This is a genomic window from Agrococcus sp. TF02-05 (genome assembly GCF_017565345.1).
In the GTDB taxonomy this organism is placed as follows: Bacteria; Actinomycetota; Actinomycetes; order Actinomycetales; family Microbacteriaceae; genus Agrococcus; species Agrococcus pavilionensis.
In genome coordinates, this window is record NZ_JAGEKO010000001.1 from 464,166 (window position 1) to 479,696 (window position 15,531).

Annotated in this window: 14 protein-coding genes; 6 read left to right on the plus strand and 8 right to left on the minus strand. The window is 74.2% G+C overall.

From position 1 onward, the window contains the following. Nucleotides 1-39 precede the first annotated feature (39 nt). Complete coding sequence (locus JQT67_RS02375; protein ID WP_208063305.1) at nucleotides 40-1,113, plus strand: Rv2578c family radical SAM protein; 1,074 nt, start codon at nucleotides 40-42, stop codon at nucleotides 1,111-1,113. Here the strand turns inward: JQT67_RS02375 and JQT67_RS02380 are convergent. The 4 genes from JQT67_RS02380 to ligA all read right to left on the minus strand — a co-directional run bounded on the left by JQT67_RS02380 (nucleotide 1,110) and on the right by ligA (nucleotide 5,693). Continuing rightward, complete coding sequence (locus JQT67_RS02380; protein ID WP_021011393.1) at nucleotides 1,110-1,280, minus strand: hypothetical protein; 171 nt, start codon at nucleotides 1,278-1,280, stop codon at nucleotides 1,110-1,112. The genes JQT67_RS02375 and JQT67_RS02380 overlap by 4 nt on opposite strands. A 374-nt stretch (nucleotides 1,281-1,654) precedes the next feature. Then, nucleotides 1,655-2,806, minus strand: coding sequence for an AAA family ATPase (locus tag JQT67_RS02385; protein WP_208063306.1), 1,152 nt, complete (start codon nucleotides 2,804-2,806; stop codon nucleotides 1,655-1,657). After that, nucleotides 2,803-3,309: a DinB family protein gene (locus JQT67_RS02390; protein WP_208063307.1), complete on the minus strand. Its 507-nt coding sequence runs from the start codon at nucleotides 3,307-3,309 to the stop codon at nucleotides 2,803-2,805. The genes JQT67_RS02385 and JQT67_RS02390 overlap by 4 nt, the downstream gene beginning before the upstream one ends. Beyond that, nucleotides 3,309-5,693 (minus strand): NAD-dependent DNA ligase LigA, encoded by a 2,385-nt coding sequence (gene ligA / locus JQT67_RS02395; RefSeq protein ID WP_208063308.1) that lies wholly within the window; start codon nucleotides 5,691-5,693, stop codon nucleotides 3,309-3,311. The genes JQT67_RS02390 and ligA overlap by 1 nt, the downstream gene beginning before the upstream one ends. A 142-nt stretch (nucleotides 5,694-5,835) precedes the next feature. Here ligA and JQT67_RS02400 point away from each other — a divergent pair, with 142 nt between their 5' ends. Together JQT67_RS02400 and JQT67_RS02405 are read left to right on the plus strand one after the other, a co-directional pair. Then, on the plus strand, nucleotides 5,836-6,246 hold the full coding sequence (locus JQT67_RS02400; RefSeq protein ID WP_208063309.1) for a DUF4383 domain-containing protein: 411 nt from the start codon (nucleotides 5,836-5,838) through the stop codon (nucleotides 6,244-6,246). 8 nt (nucleotides 6,247-6,254) lie between these two features. Beyond that, on the plus strand, nucleotides 6,255-6,752 hold the full coding sequence (locus tag JQT67_RS02405) for a hypothetical protein (protein WP_208063310.1): 498 nt from the start codon (nucleotides 6,255-6,257) through the stop codon (nucleotides 6,750-6,752). 11 nt (nucleotides 6,753-6,763) lie between these two features. On the opposite strand, the gene JQT67_RS02410 is transcribed toward JQT67_RS02405, so the two are convergent. Together JQT67_RS02410 and mnmA are read right to left on the minus strand one after the other, a co-directional pair. After that, complete coding sequence (locus JQT67_RS02410) at nucleotides 6,764-7,135, minus strand: nuclear transport factor 2 family protein (RefSeq protein WP_021011399.1); 372 nt, start codon at nucleotides 7,133-7,135, stop codon at nucleotides 6,764-6,766. Beyond that, the gene (gene mnmA, locus JQT67_RS02415) at nucleotides 7,132-8,256 is read right to left on the minus strand and encodes a tRNA 2-thiouridine(34) synthase MnmA (RefSeq protein ID WP_208063311.1); all 1,125 of its coding nucleotides are present in this window, start codon (nucleotides 8,254-8,256) and stop codon (nucleotides 7,132-7,134) included. Before mnmA ends, JQT67_RS02410 begins: the two co-directional genes overlap by 4 nt. A 57-nt stretch (nucleotides 8,257-8,313) precedes the next feature. Between mnmA and JQT67_RS02420 the strand changes: the two genes are divergently transcribed. Together JQT67_RS02420 and JQT67_RS02425 are read left to right on the plus strand one after the other, a co-directional pair. After that, nucleotides 8,314-9,084: a glycosyltransferase family 2 protein gene (locus tag JQT67_RS02420; RefSeq protein WP_307864164.1), complete on the plus strand. Its 771-nt coding sequence runs from the start codon at nucleotides 8,314-8,316 to the stop codon at nucleotides 9,082-9,084. Further along, a complete protein-coding gene (locus JQT67_RS02425) occupies nucleotides 9,081-9,674 on the plus strand; it encodes a hypothetical protein (RefSeq protein ID WP_208063312.1) in 594 nt (197 codons plus the stop codon). Before JQT67_RS02420 ends, JQT67_RS02425 begins: the two co-directional genes overlap by 4 nt. Nucleotides 9,675-9,685: 11 nt before the next feature. On the opposite strand, the gene JQT67_RS02430 is transcribed toward JQT67_RS02425, so the two are convergent. Next, entirely contained in the window at nucleotides 9,686-10,813 is a 1,128-nt protein-coding gene (locus JQT67_RS02430; RefSeq protein ID WP_307864165.1) for a cysteine desulfurase family protein, read from the minus strand. Between the two features lie 20 nt (nucleotides 10,814-10,833). On the opposite strand from JQT67_RS02430, the gene JQT67_RS02435 reads away from it, so the two are divergent. Continuing rightward, nucleotides 10,834-12,972 carry a glycogen-debranching protein gene (locus JQT67_RS02435; protein ID WP_208063313.1) on the plus strand — a complete coding sequence of 713 codons (2,139 nt, stop codon included), beginning with the start codon at nucleotides 10,834-10,836 and terminating at the stop codon, nucleotides 12,970-12,972. Here the strand turns inward: JQT67_RS02435 and glgP are convergent. Beyond that, nucleotides 12,957-15,497 carry an alpha-glucan family phosphorylase gene (gene glgP / locus JQT67_RS02440; RefSeq protein WP_208063314.1) on the minus strand — a complete coding sequence of 847 codons (2,541 nt, stop codon included), beginning with the start codon at nucleotides 15,495-15,497 and terminating at the stop codon, nucleotides 12,957-12,959. The genes JQT67_RS02435 and glgP overlap by 16 nt on opposite strands. Between the last annotated feature and the right edge of the window lie 34 nt (nucleotides 15,498-15,531).

The window sequence follows — 15,531 nt, forward strand, 5'->3', positions numbered from 1 at the left end:
CGCTTGCGGCGAGATCGAACGTGTGTTCGAATGATGGCCATGCGATGGGAGACGCAAGCCGCGACGCACGTCGACGACGACGCGCTGCCGGGCCTCGAGGAGCGCTCGAGCGTGCTCGAGTCATGGCCGACTCCGGGGTTCGACGGCATGTCGTTCCTCGAGATCACGGCGAAGAGCGCGCTCAACCACGTCGCGGGCGACGGCTTCATGGGCGGCGCGTGGACGATCAACCCCTACCGCGGCTGCCAGCACGCGTGCCGCTACTGCTTCGCGCGCAACACGCACACCTACCTCGAGCTCGACGCGGGCGCCGACTTCGACTCCCGCATCGTCGTGAAGGCCAATCTCGTCGACGTGCTCGAGCGCGAGCTCGCGGGGCCGCGCCGCGACGTCGACGCCGTGCAGCTGGGCACCAACACCGACCCGTACCAGCGCGCGGAGGGCCGCTATCGGCTCATGCCGGGCGTGCTGCGCGCGCTCGCACGGCACGGCGCCTCGATCTCGATCCTCACGAAGGGCACGCTGCTGCGGCGCGACCTGCCGCTGCTGCAGTCGATCGCGCGCGACGTGCCGGTCTCGATCGCGATGTCGATCGCGATCTTCGACGACGAGCTGCAGCAGGAGGTCGAGCCCGGAACCCCGACGACGCGCTCGCGGCTCGAGACGGTGCGCGCCGTCCGCGAGGCGGGGCTCGACTGCGCCGTCTTCGCGATGCCGATCATGCCGGGGCTCACCGACACGCGCGAGCACCTCGAGCGAGCGTTCGCGGCGATCGCCGAGGCGGGCGCGACGAGCGCGATCGCGAGCGCCCTGCACCTGCGACGCGGTGCGCGCGAGTGGTACCTGGAGTGGCTCCGCGCCGAGCATCCCGAGCTGCTGCCGCTCTACGACCGGGTCTACCGAGACGCGCGCGGTCGCTTCGGGTCCTACGCCCACCCCGACTACCGCTCGTGGCTGCGTGACCGCATCCGCCCGCTGCAGCGCCGCTATGGGCTCGGCCGCACCGTCGTCGCCCCCGGCACCGGCATCTCGGCCGTCGCGCCGAGCAACCGCGCGAAGCAGCTGCCGAGCACGTCGGGCGAGCCGATGCTCGCGGCGGCGACGCTCTTCTAGGCGCCAGTCCCCTCGACGCTCGTGACGAAGGCGCGGATGCGCTCCGCGCAGTCGGGGTGATCGGCGACGGCGTGGCCGTGCCCGACGAGCACCTCGTGGGCGGCGCCGAGCTCGACGAGCGCCGCCGCGACCTCCTCGTACTCGGCGTTCCAGCCGCCCGTGAGCACGAGCGTGCGGGTGCGCGCGAGCGCGGCCGGGTCGACGGGATGCCGCCAGGCGCGCCGTGCACTCTCGCGCGGCGGGCGGAGCGCAGCTCCTCGGGCGAGCGCGCGGCGCCGATGTCGTCGCCGGTCAGGGCGAGCATGGGCGCGCGCTCGAACGACTCGTCCGAGGGGCTCGCGTCCCGGTAGACCGACTCGACCCGCTCGATCGCGGCGGCGCACGCGGATCGGTCGCGCGACCTGGTAGAGGGCCGGCTCGATGAGCACGAGCGACCGGATCGGCACGAGGGAACGCCGCGGCCTGCAGCGGGCACGCCGCGGCGCCCGCGCGGCCCGCGCCGTGCGCGAGTGGAGCGCGGGGCCCTCACCGGATCGGGCGCTCATCGCGCCGGCCAGCGCCAGGCGGGCACGTCGAGCGGACCTTCGCGGCCGGCGACGAGCGTCTCGCCGTGCTCCTTCTCGAGCTCGATCCGGAGGCCTGCGAGCGCATCGGCGAGCTGCTGCTGATGCGTGACGACGATGATCTGCGTGCGCTCAGCCGCGCGGCGGATGAGGGCGGCGAGCGGCGCGACGAGCTCGACGTGGAGGCTGCGCTCGGGCTCGTTGAGGACGATGAGCCCGGGCTGCTCGACCGAGGTGAGCGCCGCGACGAGCAGCAGGAACTGCAGCGTGCCGTCCGAGAGCTCGGCAGCCGAGAGCATGCGCAGCACGCCCTGCTGCCGCAGCGCGGGCGTCATGCGACCGTCGGCGGCGACGATCTCTAGCTCCGCGCCGTCGAACGCGTCGGCGATCGCGCGGGCGATCCCGTCGCCGAGACCCGCCTCGATCGAGGTGCGCAGCACCGCCGCGACGTTCGCGCCGTCGTCGTCGAGGCGGGGGCTGCGCGTGCCGATCTGGGGCTGGCGCGCGGGCGCGCCCGCATCGGTGCGGAACGCGTCGTGGAACCGCCACGAGGCCATAGCGCGCCGCACGCCCGCGATCTCGGGCGCATCCGCCGCCCCCTGGTGCTCGTCGAGCACCGACGCCCACGGCGCCATGCTGCGGCTGAGCTCGCGCCAGCCGCCGTCGGCCTGCACCCGGGCGAGCGGGCCGGATCGCTCGACGAGCACGGCGGCCGGGCGCGGCTCGAGGCCCGCGAAGACGTGCTCCTGCTTGATGACGGGGTCGCGATCGAACATGCTCGCGGCCGCGACCGGGATCCCGAGGTCGATCGCATAGCCGAGCCCGTCCGCCGAGCCGAACCCGAGCCGCAGCGCGATGGGTCCCGACCGCACGAGCCCCTGCGTCGGGGCGCCCTCCCGCACCGCGCGCGAGATGCGCTCCGGCCCCGCCCAGCGCACGGCATCCATGCCCCCGTCAGCGGCGAGCTCGCCGACCGCCTGCGCGCGCCCGGCGGCGGCGAGCAGGCGCAGCGCGCGGTAGAGGCTCGACTTGCCCGTACCGTTGCGCCCGGTCACGACCGTGAGCGGCTCGAGGTCGACGACGAGCGAGCGGATCGAGCGGTAGCCCTCGATCGCGAGCCGGTCGATCACGCGCCGAGCTGCCCGCGCGCGTAGCCCGCTTGGCCGACGTGCTGCACGCCGTCGTCGACGATGCTCACGAGCCGCACGCCGAGCGACACCGGCGGGTCGAAGGATGCGTCGACGACGCGGTCGAGGTCGGCCTCGGTGAGCGTGGCGAGATGCGCGCGGGTCGCCTCGACGACCGCGTCGAGGTACTCGAGGAGCGCCTCGGCCGACTCGGGCCGCACGGAGCGGACGTCGTCGGGGCCGTGCCCGTAGCCGGTGTCGTCCGGGTCGGGCGCGCGGCCGAAGCGCGCTGCCCAGTCGCCCGCGAGATAGACCTGCTCGGCGCCGGTGAGGGCCGCGACCTGCGCGTCCTGGCCGCGCCCGATGTGCCACGCGAGCCAGCTGATCGGGTTGGCGCCTTCGGTCGGCGCCGCGACGAGCTGCGCGGGCGAGAGCCCCTCGACCGCGCGCCGGAGCCCGTCGGGAATGCGTGAGAGTGCCTCGGTCAGCACGCCGACCGCATCCATCAGGACTCCTCCGTCGGGCCGAGCGCATCGGGGCCCTCGGTGACGAGCACGTGGAACTGCGCGGCGTCGATGATGCGCACGCCGAGCGACTCGGCCTTCGCGAGCTTCGAGCCCGCGCCGGGGCCGGCTGCGACGAAGTCGGTCTTCTTCGACACGCTCGACGCAGCCTTGCCGCCGGCGGCCATGATCGCCTCCTCGGCGCCCTCGCGCGAGTAGCCCTCGAGCGAGCCGGTCGCGACGACCGTGAGGCCCGCGAGCACGCCGCCGCGCTCGGCTGCCGCGCCGGGGCCCGGGTGCCCGGGGGTCGCGAAGCGCACGCCCGCCGCCCGCCAGGCGTCGACGATCTCGCGGTGCCAGTCGACCGCGAGCCACTCGACGACCGCGTCGGCGATGATCGGGCCGACGCCCTCGACCTCGGCGAGCTCGGCGGGGCTCGCGGCCTCGATCGCCTCGAGCGATCCGAACCAGCCCGCGAGCGCGCGCGCCGCGACGGGGCCGACGTGGCGGATGTTGAGCGAGACGAGCTGGCGCCAGAGGTCCTTCGTCTTCGCCCGCTCGAGCTCGGCGAGGAGCGTCTCGGCCTGCTTCGACGGGTAGGCGACCTCGACCTTCGTGATGCCCGCCTTCCGCCGGTCGGCGGGCGTCATCGACTCGGCCCCCGCCGGGTACTCGCGGCGGACGACCTGGAAGGGGCGGCGCACGACCGGCTCGCCGTCGTCGTCGAGCTTCGGCTGCCCCGTCTCGGCGTCGCGCACGACGACCTCGATCGGCACGAGCTGCTCGAGGGTGAGCGCGAACAGGCCCGCCTCGGTCGGCAGCGGCGGCTCGGCCGGCACGCGCGGCTGCGTGAGCGCCGCGGCGGTGACCTCGCCGAGCGCCTCGATGTCGAGGGCACCGCGGCTGCCGATGTGCTCGACCCTGCCACGCACCTGCGCGGGGCAGTCCTTCGCGTTCGGGCAGCGGAGGTCGATGTCGCCCTCCTTCATCGGCCGCAGGGTCGTGCCGCACTCGGGGCAGCCCTCGGGCATGACGAACTCGCGCTCCGTGCCGTCGCGCAGCTCGACGACGGGGCCGAGCACCTCGGGGATCACGTCGCCGGCCTTCCGCAGCACGACGGTGTCGCCGATGAGCACGCCCTTGTCGCGCACGACGTCCTGGTTGTGAAGCGTCGCCTGCCGCACGACCGAGCCCGCGACCTGCACGGGCGCCATGTTGGCGTAGGGCGTCGCCCGCCCGGTGCGGCCGACGCTCACGACGATGTCGAGCAGCTTCGTGTGCACCTCCTCCGGCGGGTACTTGTAGGCGATCGCCCAGCGCGGCGCGCGGCTCGTGATGCCGAGCTCGGCGTGGAGCGAGAGCTCGTCGACCTTGACGACGATGCCGTCGAGCTGGTGCTCGATCGAGTGCCGCTGCTCGCCGAAGCGCTCGACGTAGCCGACGACCTCGTCGACGCTCGCGAGCACCTCGACGTGCGGGCTCGTCGGCAGCCCCCACGACTCGAGCAGGCCGTAGACCTCGCTCTGCGCCCGCACGGGCGGATCGCCCCACGCGCCGAAGCCGTGCACGTACATCGAGAGCGCCTCGATGCGCGCCTCGCCGGCCTCGCGCTCGAGCCCGGTCTTCTTCTCGAGCTGCTGCCGCAGGCCGCCGGAGGCGGCGTTGCGGGGGTTCGCGAACGCGGGGAAGCGCTTCGCGGCGCGGTCGGCGGCGCGCTCCTCGTCGAAGTCGCCGCGGCTCGCCGCCGATCGCTTCTCCCACTTCGCGCGGTCCTCGGCGATCGAGCGCTCGCGCAGCTCGGCCTGCAGCGCGTTGAGCCGCTCGAACGCGGCGACGGGGATGAAGACCTCGCCGCGCACCTCGACGAGCTCGGGGTGGTCGTCGCCCGCGAGCCGCTCCGGGATGCCGGCCACCCGCAGCGCGTTCGTCGTCACGACCTCGCCGACGCGACCGTCGCCGCGCGTCGCGGCCGAGGTGAGCCTGCCGCGCTCGTAGCGCAGCGCGATCGCGAGTCCGTCGATCTTGAGCTCGGTGAGCCACGCGACCTCGCGGCCGGCGGCGGCCTCGGTCTTGGCGCACCACTCGCGCAGCTCGTCGATCGAGAAGACGTTGTCGAGGCTCAGCATGCGCTCGCGGTGCTCGATCGTGGGGAGCCCGCTCGTCGTGCCGCCCTGCACCGACTGGGTGGGCGAGTCCTGGCTCTGCAGCTCGGGGTGCTCGCGCTCGAGCGCGTCGAGCTCGCGGACGAGCGCGTCGTACTCGGCGTCGGACATGATCGACGCGTCGCGGTCGTAGTAGGCGGCGCTCGCCTCCTCGATCCGCGCCCGCAGCTCCTGCGCGCGGGCGTTCGCGTCGCTCAGAGCGACCTCTCCTCCAGTTCCCACCATGCGCCCATTGTGCACGCCGCGTCCGACAGCGATCCTGACGACGTCCGGGCAATCCGGCAGGGCCCGGGCTCCGAACCCACCACGACCGGCGCCCGCCACCGAGGTGGGCTCGACGCCACCGGCCGGACCTCAAGGAGGAGTCATGTCCCGCTCACCGAACCGCCTCGTCGCCACGATCTTCGGCGCCGTCTACCTGCTCGTCGGCCTCCTGGGCCTCTTCGTCGCCGGCACGAACGTCGTCGGCGAGGAGGGAGCCCTGCTGCTCGGCGTCTTCCAGGTCAACCACCTCCACAACATCGTCCACCTCGCGATCGGCGCGGCGCTCCTGCTCGCGGGACTCCGCAGCACGCCCGCGGCGAAGCGCGTGAACGTCATCGTCGGCGCGGTCTACCTGCTCGTCGGCATCGCCGGCTTCTTCATCGTCGACACGCCGGCGAACATCCTCGCCCTCAACACGCCCGATCACTTCCTCCACCTCGGCTCGGCGATCGTGCTGCTCGGCGTGGGCCTCGCCCTCGACCGCGACGCGGCTCCGCGCCGCGCGGCCGTCTAGGCGCGACGGTGGCGTCGCTGACGCAGCTCTGCGGCGCCATCGCCGCGCTCGGGGCGGCGCTCATCGCTCTCGCGGTGGGCGCCGCCGCTCCGCTGTGGCTCGCCGTGCCGCTCCTCGCAGCCGGCGCCGGCCAAGCGGTCGTCTCGGTGCTCGCGCTCCACGGCGCGCGGCTCCCGCTCGCGGCCGTCGCCGCTCCGCTGCTGCTCCCGACCCTCGCGTGGCTCGCGACGCTGCTCGTCGTGCGCGATGCCGCCGCGACCCTGCCGCTCGGGCCGATGCTCGCCGAGTCGGCGCTCGCGCTCACCGCCGCCGGCCTGCTCGCGCGACGACCGCGCACGGACGACGCCCCGGGGCCGATCGCGGCGCTGCTCGTCCTCGTCGGCGCCGCAGTCGTCGTCGCTCCCGTCGCGACGATCGCGCTCACCGGCACGCACGCGGGCGCCTTCGCGCAGCCGCACGGCGAGCACGGCGCCGTGCTCGAGGTCGAGGAGCACGTCGGGCACTAGCCCGAGCTCGCTCAGCCCTCGACGGGACCGGCGAGCGTCTGCTGGTAGAGCGCGAGCCGCCACTCGCCGTCGACGCGCACGTACGCGCTCGACATGCGGGCGACGAAGTCGGTGCCGTCGCGCCGCGCGACGCCGGTGTAGACGAGCGCAGCCGACTCCGCGCCGAGGGTGACGATGCGCGGCTCGCGGATCTCGAACGTCGCCCACGGCGGCGCCTGCCCGAGCGAGGCGACGACCGCTGCGCGGTCGAGCACCGATCCGTCGACGAGCACCATCAGGCCGTCGTCGGTCATGAGCCGACCGTAGAACCCATCGCCCGACGACTCGCACAGCGAGCGCCAGCCGGCGCGCTCGAGCTCGAGCAGCTCGTCGAGCACGCTCACGCCGCGTCCGCCTCGGCGAGACGCTCGGCAGCGTCCGCCGCCACCGTGCGGTCGATCGTCACCTGCCCCAGCACGCGCGTGCCCTCGTAGAGCACCGCCGACTGCCCGGTCGCGACGCCCGAGAGCGGCTCGGCCGGATCGATGACGAGCTCGTCGCCGACCATCCGCGCGCGAGCCGGCGCGGGGTCGGCGTGGGCGCGGATCTGCACCTCGACGTCGAGGCCGTCGGCGAGCTGCGGATGCGGTGCGCCGGCGTGCGAGATCCGGGTGCCGGCGAGGCGCACGACCGCGAGCGCCTCCTTCGGGCCGACGACGAGCTGTCGCGACTGCGGCTTGACCTCGAGCACGAAGCGCGGGCGGCCGTCGGGCGAGGGCACGCCGAGCGACATGCCGCGCCGCTGGCCGACTGTGTAGCCGTGCACGCCCTCGTGCGAGCCGACGACGCGACCCTCGCGATCGACGATCTCGCCCGGCTCGGCGCCGAGCCGCTCGGCGAGGAAGCCGCGCGTGTCGCCGTCGGGGATGAAGCAGATGTCGTGGCTGTCGGGCTTCTGCGCGAGCAGGAACCCGCGCTCGGCCGCCTCGGCTCGCACCGCCGCCTTCGTCGGGGTGTCGGCGAGCGGGAACCAGCAGCGCTCGAGCTGCGCGCCCGTGAGGACCCCGAGCACGTACGACTGGTCCTTCGCCCAGTCCGCCGCGCGGTGCAGCTCGGGTCCGCGCTCAGTGTGCTCGACGCGCGCGTAGTGGCCCGTGACGACGCGGTCGAAGCCGAGCCCGATCGCGCGGTCGAGGAGCGCCTCGAACTTGATCTTCTCGTTGCAGCGCAAGCACGGGTTGGGCGTGCGGCCCGCGGCGTACTCGTCGACGAAGTCCTGCACGACGTCGTCGTGGAAGCGCTCCGAGAAGTCCCACACGTAGAAGGGGATGCCGAGCCGGTCGGCGACGCGACGCGCATCCATCGCGTCCTCGACGGTGCAGCAGCCGCGGCTGCCCGTGCGGAGCGTGCCGGGCATGCGGCTGAGCGCGAGGTGCACGCCGACGACCTCGTGCCCGGCGTCGACGGCGCGCGCGGCAGCGACGGCGGAGTCGACCCCGCCGGACATCGCGGCCAGCACCTTCATGCCGACAAGGCTACCGAGCACCAGCCATCTCGTAGCCGGAGGTGCCAGGCTGTCAGCGTGACCGCTGCGCCGCCCACGATCTCGGTCGTGATCCCCGTGCTCGACGACGAGCGCGCGCTCGCGCGCTGCCTCGAGCGGCTCGCCGCGCAGACGATCGCGCCGCTCGAGGTCGTGGTCGTCGACAACGGCAGCGCCGACGGCTCGGCCGACGTCGCGCGCACCGCGGGCGCTCGCGTCGTCGACGAACCCGTGCGCGGCATCCCCGCGGCGGCGGCAGCGGGCTACGACGCGGCGGTCGGCGACGTCATCGCGCGCTGCGATGCGGACTCGGTCGTCCCGCCCGACTGGCTCGAGCGCATCCGGGACGCCTTCGCCGCCGATCCCGCGCTCGAGGGCCTCACCGGGCCCGGCCGCTTCATCGACCTGCCGCGCCCGTGGCGCGGCGTCGCGAGCGTCGCCTACGCCGTCGGCACGTTCGGCGCGAGCGGCGCGGCGATCGCGAACGTCCCGCTGTGGGGCTCGAACATGGCGCTGCGCCGCACCGCGTGGGCGGCGGTCTCGGCGGAGGTGGAGCGGCTCGACGCGAGCGTGCACGACGACCTCGACCTCACGATGCGGCTCGGCCCGCGCGCGCGGCTGCGCTTCGAGCCGCGGCTGCAGGTCGGCGCCGAGGGGCGCATGTTCCACAGCCGGGATGCCGCTCGCCGCCGCGTCGCGATGGCGATGCGCACCTTCCGCCGCAACTGGGCGATCGACGGCTCGGCGGGCCGCCGCTGGCTGCACCGCGTCTCGGGCCGCGGGCTGCTCGTCGGGGAGGGGCGGCGATGAGCTGGCTCGAGGGGCAGGACCGCTGGCTGGCGACCGACTGGCTGCGCGTCGCGATCGCCGTCTCGGTGCCGGCCGCCTACCTCGTCGCGGGCGGACCGGCGGCCGCCGCGATGCTGCTCGCGCTCGGCGGCACGATGGCGCTGCGCTTCGCGCGCATGAGCGTGCCCGCCGACGTCGTCGGGCAAGCGGTGCTCGGCGGCTCCGCCTGGTTCGCGGCGATCGGCGCGTACCAGGTCGTGCCGGGCCTCGACGTCGCGTCGCACCTCGCGAGCGGCGCGGTGCTCGCGCTGCTGACCCGCACGATCCTGCTGCGCTCGGGACTGCTGCCGGCGGAGCCGGGCGGCCGGGCGGCCCGCGTGCTCCACGTGACGACGGCCGTCGCGATGCTCGGCCTGCTGTGGGAGCTCGGCGAGTGGGCCGGCCACGCGCTCATCACGCCCGACATCGGCGTCGGCTACGAGGACACGCTCACCGACCTCGTCGCCGACGCGATCGGCGCCCTCATCGCCGTGATCGCGGTCGAGGCGGGTGAGCGGCGCGAGCGCGGCCGGGCGACCGCCGACCCCGCCGGCGAGCTGCGCGAGCGCTGACCCGCGCGCCCTCAGCTGAGCGACCGCGCCCGCTGGATCGCGCCGGGGAGCGCCGCGAGCAGCGCGTCGACCTCGGCCTCCGTCGTCGTGCGGCCGAGCGAGAGCCGCAGCGGCGCCGCGCCCTCGACGCCGCACGCGCGCACGACGTGCGACTCGCGAGCGACGCCCGCCGAGCACGCCGAGCCGTTCGAGACGGCGAAGCCCGCCTCGTCGAGCAGGAACTGCAGCGCCTCGCCGCTCGCGCCCTCGACGACGAGGTGGGCGATGTGCGGCAGCCGCGCCTCGGCCGTGAGGATGCGCACACCCGGCAGGCTCGCGGCGGTCGAGCGGATGCGGTCGGTCATGGCCGAGAGGCGCGTCGCCTCCGCGTCGAGCTCGGCGAGCGCCTCCTCCGCAGCGAGCGCGAAGAGCGAGGCCCCGAGCGCGTCCTGCGTGCCGGAGCGGAGGCCGCGCTGCTGCCCGCCGCCGTGGTGGAGCGCCTCGATCCGCACGTCGCGGCCGACGACGAGCGCGCCGACGCCGTGCGGGCCGCCGATCTTGTGGCTCGCGACGCTCATGAGCGATGCGCCGGAGTCCACGAACCGCAGCGGCACGTGCCCGAAGGCGCCCACGGCGTCGAGGTGGAGGGGCACGCCCGCGCGCGCCGACGCATCCGCCGCCTCGCGCACGGGCTGGAGCGAGCCGACCTCGTTGCTCGCGACGAGCATCGTCGCGACCGCGGCGCCGCCCTGCTCGAGCGCCGCGCGGAAGTCGTCGAGGTCGGTCACCGCCTGCTCGTCGACGCGCACCCAGCGCACGGGCGCGCCGTGCGCCTCGAGCCACGCGACGGCGTCGAGCGTCGCGTGGTGCTCGGCGACGGGCACGACGATCGCGCCTGCGGCCCCGGCGTCGCGAGCCGCCCACCACGCGCCCTTGAGCGCGAGGTTGATCGACTCGGTGCCGCCGGAGGTGAGCACGACCTCGGTCGGGTGGCACCCGAGGGCGATCGCGAGGCGCTCGCGCGCCTCCTCGAGCACCGCCCGGGCGCGCTGGCCCTCGCGGTGCGTCGACGCGGGGTTCGCGAGCGGCGCCGCCGTCGCGAGCGCCTGCCGCACCGACTCGCGCATCGGCGTCGAGGCGGCGTGATCGAACTGGTGCACGCTCCCCTACCCTAGAGCGCGTGAGTGCGGGCGACGAGCGGGTGCGGGGCATCGCGCCCACCGCGATCGGCCACCGGCTCACCGTCTGGTCGCGCCACGCGACGGCGATGGAGCTGCGGGTGTTCGACGCGGGCGACCCCGACTGGCTGCTGCACGCGCTCCCGATGGAGCGCGTCGGCGACGAGTTCACGATCGACACCGAGCTGCTGCAGGTCGGCACGCCGTACGCGATCGGCGTGGAGGGGCCGGTGGGGCCCGGGCACGCCTTCGATCCGGCGCGGAACGCCATCCCGCCGCACGCGCGCGGCATCGTGCGCACGCCCCACGGCCAGCACCGCGCGACGGTCACCGACGACGCCTTCGACTGGGGCGACGCCCCGCGGCCGCGCGTCCGCCGCGACCGGCAGGTGATCTACGAGGCGCACGTCAAGGGCATGACGAAGCTGAGCCCCCACATGCCGCCCGAGCTCCGCGGCACCTACGCGGGCCTCGCGCATCCGTCGACCATCCGGTACCTGCAGGAGCTCGGCGTCACGACCGTGCAGCTGCTGCCGATCCACCTGTTCGTCTCCGAGCAGCGCCTGATCCGCCAGGGCAGGGTCAACCACTGGGGCTACAACTCGCTCAGCTGGTTCGCGCCGCACAGCGCCTACGCCTCGCGGCAAGCGCAGTTCGACGGCACGGGCGGCGTGCTGCGCGAGGTCAAGGGCATGGTGCGCCTGCTGCACGAGGCGGGGCTGCAGGTCTTCCTCGACGTCGTCTACAACCACACGTCGGAGGAGGGCGCCGACGGCCCGCCGTCGAGCCTGCGGCTCATCGACAACGCGTCGTACTACCGCCTCGACGACGAAGGACGGCCCATCGACTGGACCGGCTGCGGCAACACCCTCGACGCCTCCGAGCCCGCCGCGCAGGAGCTCGTGCTCGACTCGCTGCGCTACTGGCACCGCGAGATGCAGATCGACGGCTTCCGCTTCGACCTCGCGGTCACGCTCGGGCGGGGCACCGACGGCGCCTTCGACCCTCGGCACCCGCTGCTGCAGCGCATCCTGGCCGACCCCGCGCTCTCGGGGGCGACGATGATCGCCGAGCCGTGGGACATCGGCCCCGACGGCTGGCAGACCGGCCGCTTCCCCACCGGCTTCTCGGAGTGGAACGACCGCTTCCGCGACACCGCCCGGCAGTTCTGGCTCAGCGACTACCGCTCCTTCCGGCAGGGCGGCGACGGCGCGACGGGCGTCGGCCCGCTCGCGCACGCCGTCTCGGGCTCGGAGGGCCTGTTCGCCTCCGAGCGCGGACCCGTCGAGAGCGTGAGCTTCATCACCGCGCACGACGGGTTCACGCTCGCCGACCTCGTGCGCTACGACCGCAAGCACAACGAGGCCAACGGCGAGGACGGCCGCGACGGCGCCGACGACAACCGCTCCTTCAACCACGGCGTCGAGGGGCCGAGCGACGACATCGGCATCGAGCTCGACCGCCGGAAGTCGATGCGCAACCTGCTCGGCACGCTGCTCGTCTCGGCCGGCCTCCCGATGCTCACGATGGGCGACGAGATCGCGCGCACTCAACGCGGCAACAACAACGCCTACAACCAGGACTCGGCCCTGACGTGGATGCGGTGGGAGCTCGAGGACTGGCAGGTCGCGTTCCTCGAGCAGACGAAGCGCCTGGTGCGGCTGCGGCGCGAGCACCCGGCGCTGCGGCCCCGCGAGTACGGCCAGGGCGGCCAGCGCGTCGCGGGGGCCTCGCGCCTCGACTGGTACAACGCCGACGGCCTGCACATGACGATCGACGACTGGGACCACTCCCACGACCGCACGATGCAGATGCTCGCCGAGTCGACGTCGGTCGACGAGCCCTACTCGCGCGTGCTCGTCGTCTTCCACGGCTCGCCGCGCGAGCGGATCGTCGTCGTGCCGGAGGCCGACGGCGCGACCGGCTTCGAGCTGCTGTGGGACTCGGCGCTCGACGGCGCGGGCGACGAGCTCGTCGCGCCGGGCGGCGAGATCTCGATCACGCCGATGAGCCTCCGCGTCTACGCCGTGCACGGGATGCCCGCGGCCGGAGCGCCGGAGCCGACGGTCGCGCGCTACCGCACGCCGCCGTCGGCCCCGACGACCGAGCAGGGCTCCCCGAGCGGTCAGCCCTTCGCGTAGGCGACGAGGCCGAGCTCGACCTCGGAGTCGAGCATCGGGTGCTGCGGCACGACGCGCACGGTGTAGCCGAAGGTGCCGGCGACCGGGAGCTGCACCTGCACCTCGAAGCGGTGCGCGTCGCCCTCGACCGCGACGGGCTCGAGCGCGTAGCGGCGCGTGCTGCGCAGCTCCCCCTCCTCGGTGATCCTGCCGGCGACGACCTCGACCTTGACGTCCGACTCCGCGATGCCGTCGAGCGCGACGTAGGCGCGCACGAGCACGGTGTCGCCGATGATCGGGGGCGTGTCGACCCCCTCGACCTCGACGTGGCGCACCTCGATGCGCCCGAACGACTCCCGCATCCGCCCCGTGAACGCCGCGAGCTCGCGCCCCGCCCGGTGGCCGTCGGCCGTCGCGAGCGCCGAGGCGCGCGCCGCCGGCGCGTAGAGCCGCGAGACGTACTCGGCGAGCATCCGCTCGGCCGAGAGCTCGGGGCTCAGGGTCGCGAGCGTGTGGCGGATCGACTCGATCCACGCGGTCGGCAGGCCGCGCTCGTCGCGCTCGTAGAAGCGCGGCGCGACCTGGTGCTCGATGATCTCGTAGAGCGCGTTGGCCTCGAACGCGTCGCGCTGCGCCGCATCCATCTGCTCGTGCGCCGACGGGATCGCCCAGCCGTTCTTGCCGTCGAAGTACTCGTCCCACCAGCCGTCGAGGATCGACAGGTTGAGCGAGCCGTTGAGCGCAGCCTTCATGCCCGACGTGCCGCACGCCTCGAGCGGCCGCAGCGGGTTGTTGAGCCACACGTCGCAGCCCGGGTAGAGCGACTTCGCCATCGAGATGTCGTAGTTCTCGAGGAAGACGATGCGGCCGCGCACCTCGGGCTCCTGCGAGAAGCGCACGAGCTCCTGGATGAGGCCCTTGCCAGCCTCGTCGGCCGGGTGCGACTTGCCCGCGATGATGAGCTGCACGGGGCGCTCGGGGTGCGTGAGCAGCGCCCGCAGGCGGTCGCGGTCGTGGAGCATGAGCGTGAGCCGCTTGTAGGTCGGCACGCGGCGCGCGAACCCGATCGTGAGCACGTCGGGGTCGAGCATCGCGTCGATCCAGCGCGGGGCGACGCCCTCGTTGCGCTCGTGCTTGACGCGCGTGCGGGCGCGCGCATCCTCGATCGTCTGCCGGCGCATCTCGTTGCGCGCCGCCCAGATCGTCTCGTCCGAGACGGCGTCGGAGGCCCAGTCGCAGCGCGTCGTGTCGAGCGTGCCGAGCTCGCGCTCGGCGAGGTGCTTGAGCACGGGCGAGGTCCAGGTGGATGCGTGCACGCCGTTGGTCACGGACGTGATCGGCAGCTCGTCGGTGTCGAAGCCGGGCCAGCGGTCCTGGAACATCGAGCGGCTCACGGCGCCGTGGAGCTTCGAGACGCCGTTCGCGCGCTGCGCGATCGAGAAGCCGAGCTGCGCCATGTTGAAGATGTTCGGGTCGCTCTCGCGGCCGAGCGCGAGCACGCGGTCGACGTCGATGCCGGGCACGAGCTCGCCCGTGAGGTGGCTGCGCACGAGCTCGACGTCGAAGCGGTCGATGCCCGCGGGCACGGGCGTGTGGGTCGTGAAGACCGTGCCGGCGCGCACGACCGCGAGCGCCTCGTCGAAGCCGAGGCCCTCGCGCGAGATGAGCTGCGACATGCGCTCGACGCCGAGGAAGCCGGCGTGGCCCTCGTTCGAGTGGAAGACGCCCGGCCGCGGCGCGCCCGTGAGCTCGCTGTAGACGTCGAGGGCGCGCACGCCGCCGATGCCGAGCAGCAGCTCCTGCTGCAGCCGGTGCTCGCCGCCGCCGCCGTAGAGCCGGTCGGCGACGCCGCGCAGGTCGTCGTCGTTCTCGTGGATGTTCGTGTCGAGCAGGAGGAGCGGCACGCGGCCGATCGTGGCCTGCCAGATGCGCGCGTGGAGCGTGCGGCCGCCGGGGAGCGCGATCGACACGGTCGCGTGCTCGCCGTCGGGGCGCCGCAGGATGGTGAGCGGCAGGCCGTCGGGATCGAGCACGGGGTAGGCCTCCTGCTGCCAGCCCTCGCGCGAGATCGCCTGCTTGAAGTAGCCGGCCTGGTAGAAGAGGCCGACGCCGACGATCGGCACCCCGAGGTCGCTCGCGGCCTTGAGGTGGTCGCCCGCGAGGATGCCGAGGCCGCCGGAGTACTGCGGCAGCGCGCTCGTGATGCCGAACTCGGGCGAGAAGTACGCGATCGACTCGGGCACGTCCTCGAGCGACTGGTACCAGCGCGCTTGCGACAGGTAGTCGTCGAGCTCGTCGGCGAGCGCGTCGACGCGGGCGACGAAGGCGTCGTCGGCGGCGAGCTGGCCCAGCCGCTCGGTGCCGACCCAGCCCAGTAGCTGCACCGGGTCGTGCCCGGTCGCGCGCCAGCCCTCGAGCGAGATCTCGCGGAAGAGCTCGCGGGTCGGCTCGTGCCACGACCAGCGCAGGTTCGAGGCCAGCTGCTCGAGGCGGCGCAGGCGCTCGGGGAGGGACGTGCGGACGGTGAACTTGCGAATGGCTCTCACGAGTCCAGAGCCTAGTCGGCGACTGTCCGCGCGC

Bases quoted from the DNA above. Each gene is read 5' to 3' on its own strand.
- JQT67_RS02375 (WP_208063305.1), top strand. From the start codon at position 40: ATGCGATGGGAGACGCAAGCCGCGACGCACGTCGACGACGACGCGCTG.
- JQT67_RS02390 (WP_208063307.1), bottom strand. From the start codon at position 3,309: ATGGATGCGGTCGGCGTGCTGACCGAGGCACTCTCACGCATTCCCGAC.
- ligA (WP_208063308.1), bottom strand. From the start codon at position 5,693: ATGGTGGGAACTGGAGGAGAGGTCGCTCTGAGCGACGCGAACGCCCGC.
- JQT67_RS02400 (WP_208063309.1), top strand. From the start codon at position 5,836: ATGTCCCGCTCACCGAACCGCCTCGTCGCCACGATCTTCGGCGCCGTC.
- mnmA (WP_208063311.1), bottom strand. From the start codon at position 8,256: ATGAAGGTGCTGGCCGCGATGTCCGGCGGGGTCGACTCCGCCGTCGCT.
- JQT67_RS02425 (WP_208063312.1), top strand. From the start codon at position 9,081: ATGAGCTGGCTCGAGGGGCAGGACCGCTGGCTGGCGACCGACTGGCTG.